Annotated in this window: 5 protein-coding genes; 1 reads left to right on the top strand and 4 read right to left on the bottom strand. The window is 44.1% G+C overall.

Annotated features, from left to right (window positions below; translation table 11 throughout):
* From AB4653_RS22695 to AB4653_RS22680, 4 genes are all read right to left on the bottom strand, one after another.
* A partial coding sequence (locus tag AB4653_RS22695) for an outer membrane protein transport protein (RefSeq protein ID WP_372105385.1) occupies positions 1 to 194 on the bottom strand: 194 nt, incomplete at its 3' end.
* Between the two features lie 296 nt (positions 195 to 490).
* The gene (locus tag AB4653_RS22690; RefSeq protein WP_009848517.1) at positions 491 to 1,759 is read right to left on the bottom strand and encodes an outer membrane protein transport protein; all 1,269 of its coding nucleotides are present in this window, start codon (positions 1,757 to 1,759) and stop codon (positions 491 to 493) included.
* 297 nt (positions 1,760 to 2,056) lie between these two features.
* A complete protein-coding gene (locus AB4653_RS22685) occupies positions 2,057 to 2,785 on the bottom strand; it encodes a DUF3379 domain-containing protein (protein WP_009848516.1) in 729 nt (242 codons plus the stop codon).
* The gene (locus tag AB4653_RS22680) at positions 2,778 to 3,326 is read right to left on the bottom strand and encodes a sigma-70 family RNA polymerase sigma factor (protein ID WP_009848515.1); all 549 of its coding nucleotides are present in this window, start codon (positions 3,324 to 3,326) and stop codon (positions 2,778 to 2,780) included. The genes AB4653_RS22685 and AB4653_RS22680 overlap by 8 nt, the downstream gene beginning before the upstream one ends.
* Before the next feature lie 558 nt (positions 3,327 to 3,884).
* Here AB4653_RS22680 and fadI point away from each other — a divergent pair.
* The coding region (gene fadI, locus AB4653_RS22675; protein WP_009848514.1) for an acetyl-CoA C-acyltransferase FadI at positions 3,885 to 5,189 on the top strand (1,305 nt) is incomplete at its 3' end.

Genomic DNA, 5,189 nt, shown 5'->3' with positions numbered 1-5,189 from the left:
AGGTAAGTCAGCATAGCAGGGTTACGCCATTGCGCGTCTGCACCGTCAGCCATTGCTGCTTCACCAGCGTAAGCACGACCTAAGCCTGTTGCTGAGTATTCTGCTAGTTGAAAACCTGCCGCGTTAGTGACGGTAGAAGTCGAAAGTAATCCTACTGCCACTGCAGCAGATAGAAGAGTTTTATTCATTTTCATTATTATGTTCACTGAATCATAAGTATTTAGTGGCGTGATTCTACTTTTAGAGTTATTACTTTAAAAATGAAATTCGAATAAAACAGTGTTTTAGGGATTAAATGAGCAAATGTGTTTAATTATTAGAGAAATCATCTAAATGTTTCGGCTGTGTTGCGAAGTTTGAGCGTACACCTGTAGCTGTATATTTGCTCTGCAGGCTACAGTTGTAAGCTTAAATTTAGGTTGGTCAGTGGTTTAGGAAAACAAAAAAGGGTCGCACAATGCGACCCTTTGGGATTATAGCTAACTTTATATTAGAAGCTGCGGCTGTACTGAAGACCTAATAGGATTGCATCAGCATGTGTCGTCGCTGTTAGTGGTGTACCTGAAGAGGTTTCTGAAACCTTCACATCGTCACCTAACAAGTATGTAAAGCCGAAGTCTACGTTTGAAGCAGTGTCAATGTGGTAAGTGAAACCAGCAGAGAACCACTGACGGTCTGAATCCGGAACAGAGATAGATGTCAGTTCGTCTTGCGCACTGGTGTCATACATGTAACCGGTACGCAGTGTCCACGTATCGTTTAGGTAGTAAGTACCACCAATTGCGTAGTGCCAACCATCTTGCCATTTGTATTCTTTATTGTAGCTACCATTTGCCCCACCAACTGGTGATGTTGCTAGATCTAAGTTTCTAAATTCGATCTGGTCGAAGTCACCCCAGCCGATCCATTGTACAGAGTAGTGAACTGCGAACTTAGTATCTTCAATTTTGTGGAAACCAGAGAATTCAGCGATGTCTGGTAGTGGTAGCGTGATTTCTTGGCCCTTGTCATCTTTAGCGGTGATTTCAGGGCTATAACGGTACGCTAGACCAAAACGGTTGTTTTCATCTAATTCGTAAACGGTACCAACATTAAAGCCAACAGCCCAACCATCAGCTTTGTCGACGTTTAATAAAGAGGTGCCTGCCGGTGGAATTCCCTTAGATGGATTTCCTTTACCAAAACCAGCACCAGCGGTACGTTTCATCGTACCTTGACCATAAATAAGGTCTAAACCTGCACCGAAGCTCCATTGGTCGTCTAGTCGGTAAGAACCAGCAAGACCAAAGTTAACGCTCTTAACATCAGTTAAGCCGCCGTACTCAGCTGCCGGATAGTTGTCGTCAAACTCTGTTTTAGTACCGAAGTTTGAGTAGGCATTGATACCCCAAGCAAATTTATCATTTACTGGAACGATAAGGTGGATGTTAGGCGCGATTGATGTGTCACCTACATCATCAGTATTATTTACTGGCACTTGACCACCAACGTAGTTAACGTCGTTGACTTCAATCATTGAAGTGATGCTTTCAAAACCAAGAGATAGCTCAGTTTTATCAAATAGTGCCATTGCTGCAGGGTTACGTGCCATTACTGACGCGTTATCTGCGATTACTGCATCACCAGCAAAAGCACGGCCGATGCCTGTTGCTGATTGTGCGTTAAGTTGGAAACCTGCTGCCATCGCTTGCGAAGACGCCAGTGTAATTGTTACTGCTAAAAGAGACTTTTTAAACAGACGCGTGTTGTTGGTAGTCATTCATTTATTCCTTTATATATCCGCCTCTACAGGGCGATTAATTTGAGCAATTGCTCAATGTTGGCTGATCCTATTCGGAAGTATACGATATACAAATCCGACCATTGGAAATTTTGAGGGTAAAATTATGGAAATGACGCCTATCTGGCACGAAAATGGAGAGAAATGCTGTTTTTTAGAGTTTTAACTCTAGAGGTATTGGTGTGGTGAATGGTTTTGCGATTTATTGATAAATAAAGCCCAGCAATATCAGTGGTATACTTGCTGGGCCTTTTGTTACGGGGCTTTGAGAGCAAATTAGCTCATTGGTTTGATCATTTTTGTCAGCTTTTCGGCGATTTTAGAGACATCCTCGCCATCTTCCCCTACAAGGATCAAACTGCTGCCATCGATCGGTGTTACCGAGCCTGACATGCCTTTTTCATCAAAGTCGATAGACTTGTCAGTCGGAATGCCAGTTAAAAACAGCGTGACTTTGCCTTTTTCGCCTTGGAAAACCATGTGCATTGCGTTGGATTTGCCAAAACCACAGTGGTTCAGGTAATAGACGTGGTAAGGGAAGGCTTCATCAAACTGAAAAGCAAACGGGTTCATTTTTGCGTTGATTTGTTGAGATGATACATTTTCATCAAGTGCACTAACGAAGCTCTTTTCATCAACAACATGTTTCATTGCAGTATCCGCCAAGCTTGCTTGAGCTGGAGATACCAACGCGTTGCTCCAGTTGACTTGACCAACCAATAAACCTGCAACGAATGCCACAGAAGCAGCCATTGCCATCGCTCGTCGAGCAAACGTAGGCCTTACTACTTTGCTCTCTTCGCTTGAGGTCTGATTGAATAGGATACGATCTGCCAGATCGTCTGGCACATCCACATTCAATGCTGAATGGATTTGCTTATCAAGTGATAGTACATCGTCTAAGAAATTACTATTGGCTTCACTATTCGCTGCTGCATCAATAATGTCTTGTGTACGTTGCTTAGGTTCCGACAATACACGACGACGAAATTCCAAATCATCCATTATGTTGCCCCCTCTCTGCCTCTTCTGTATCCAGCATCTCTTTCAACTGATTTCGAGCTCTGAATAAACGTGTCATCACCGTATTTTTGTTAAGATCGAGAATATCGGCGATCTCATCACCACTAAAACCACCAATCACTTGTAAGAAGAGGGGTTCACGGTATTCGATTTCAAGTTTCATGATCTGCGCTTGCAACCATTGGTGTTGATGATGTGGGTCATCACTGATGCTAGCATCGTTACCATGATCGTCGATATCAACCAGATCAAATTGTTTGCGTTCAAAACGTCGAGCATTCTCGCGGCGCAAGATAGTAATCAGCCATGACTTTGCGGCTTTTTCATCTTGTAGGCTATCGAGTGACTTCCATGCACGAAGGCAAGTTTCTTGAACTAAATCTTCGGCAATGCTTTTGTCTTTGCATAGCCAATAGGCATAGCGAAAGAGGTCACGATGATAGGCGCGCACGAGTGCTTCGTATTTTCTTTGTTTGTCCATATCAGAGTTGACCGGACGCTTGGCTGTTTTCTTTCCAAACATTTTTATTATTGACACACGAGCCTCCATAATTGCTCTGCGTATAGCTGTCTTCTATACGTTGTGCTTCGTTATATATGCTGTTTCGTTTTTAGGGCTAACGTCGGCAGGAAGTCGTAAAATCACATTAAAATTGATCTACTTCAAAATTTAAGCCCTCGAAAACGCTATAGTACACCTTGTCGTCTAGTTAGTCATTCGTGGCTAGCATGTTGAGCAAGACGACACTTCCTTTTGAAGGCTGACTTTACTTTCTCCTAATCAGGAAACTGATTATTTCAATTGGCGTTAAGTTAATTGCTTTATATACATTCCGACCACACAGTTTTGTGTGGTTTTTTTTGCCTTAAGAAAAACATCCCTTACATAGCGATAACAGCTTTGCTTGCAATAGTTTAGTATCTTACGACAACCTTTCCCCCAAAAAGGTTCGCCTGAATGTTCAGTTAGATTTTCAAGCAGTGGGATACTCGTATCACGTTTATTTAAACGCCCGTTTGATTTAATTAACAACTTGTTTACAATGCTTCAGGTCAGACCTCTTAACCTTAAGGAGAAACCATGGGCAAACAGGAAGTCAAAACGCGTTCTGGAGAACGTGTTGCCGTTGTCGCTGGACTACGAACCCCATTCGCTCGTCAGAGCACAGAATTTAGCCAAGTGCCTGCGGTTGACCTAGGCAAAATGGTGGTGAGCGAAATGCTTGCAAGAACTGATGTCGATCCTGCGCTTATCGAACAAGTCGTGTTCGGCCAAGTAGTGCAAATGCCAGAAGCTCCGAACATTGCACGTGAAATCGTGCTGGGTACAGGTATGGACATTAATACTGATGCCTACAGTGTGACGCGAGCATGTGCGACTAGCTTCCAAGCTGCAGTCAACGTGACCGAGAGCATTATGGCTGGCACGATTGATGTTGGTATTGCGGGCGGCGCGGATTCTTCTTCTGTATTGCCAATCGGTGTTTCGAAAAAGTTAGCGGCGAACTTATTAGCACTGAGTAAAACGAAAACCATAGGTCAAAAACTGAAGATTCTTAAAACATTTTCAGTCAAAGATTTGATGCCAGTACCACCAGCAGTCGCAGAATACTCGACAGGTTTGTCTATGGGACAAACTGCTGAGCAGATGGCTAAGACACATGGTATTACTCGCGAAGCTCAAGATGCACTTGCTCACCGTTCTCACTCTTTGGCTTCTCAAGCATGGAAAGAAGGCAAGATTAAAGACGAAGTGATGACGGCATTCCCCGCGCCTTATAAAAAGTACCTAGCAGAAGACAACAACATTCGCCACGACTCGACGGTTGAAGGTTACGCTAAATTGCGCCCTGCATTCGACAGACAATACGGCAGTGTAACGGCAGCCAATGCCACGCCTCTCACCGATGGCGGTGCCGCAGTGATGTTGATGCGCGAAGGAAAAGCGAAAGAGCTAGGCTTAGAAGTGCTTGGTTACATTCGTGGTTACGCGTTCTCAGCGATTGGTGTTGAAACGGATATGCTGATGGGGCCGACGTACGCGACCTCTCAAGTATTGAAGAACACAGGACTAGAATTGTCAGACCTAACACTTATCGAGATGCATGAAGCGTTTGCAGCTCAAGTTCTGGCTAACGTCAAAATGTTCGCAAGCGATGAATTTGCTCAGAAGAATCTTGGCCGTGACAAAGCGATCGGTGAGATTGATATGGAGAAATTCAACGTGCTGGGTAGCTCAATTGCTTACGGACACCCGTTTGCTGCGACTGGTGCACGCATGATGACTCAAACACTGCGTGAACTTAAACGTCGTGGTGGTGGCCTAGCATTGAATACTGCTTGTGCGGCTGGTGGCTTAGGTGCAGCAATGATCTTGGAGGTGGAA

The sequence above is a fragment of the Vibrio sp. 10N.222.48.A3 genome (assembly GCF_041475345.1).
Taxonomy (GTDB): Bacteria; Pseudomonadota; Gammaproteobacteria; order Enterobacterales; family Vibrionaceae; genus Vibrio; species Vibrio tasmaniensis_A.
The sequence above is the reverse complement of the archived record's forward strand: the minus strand, read 5'-3'. Positions and strand labels throughout refer to the sequence as shown.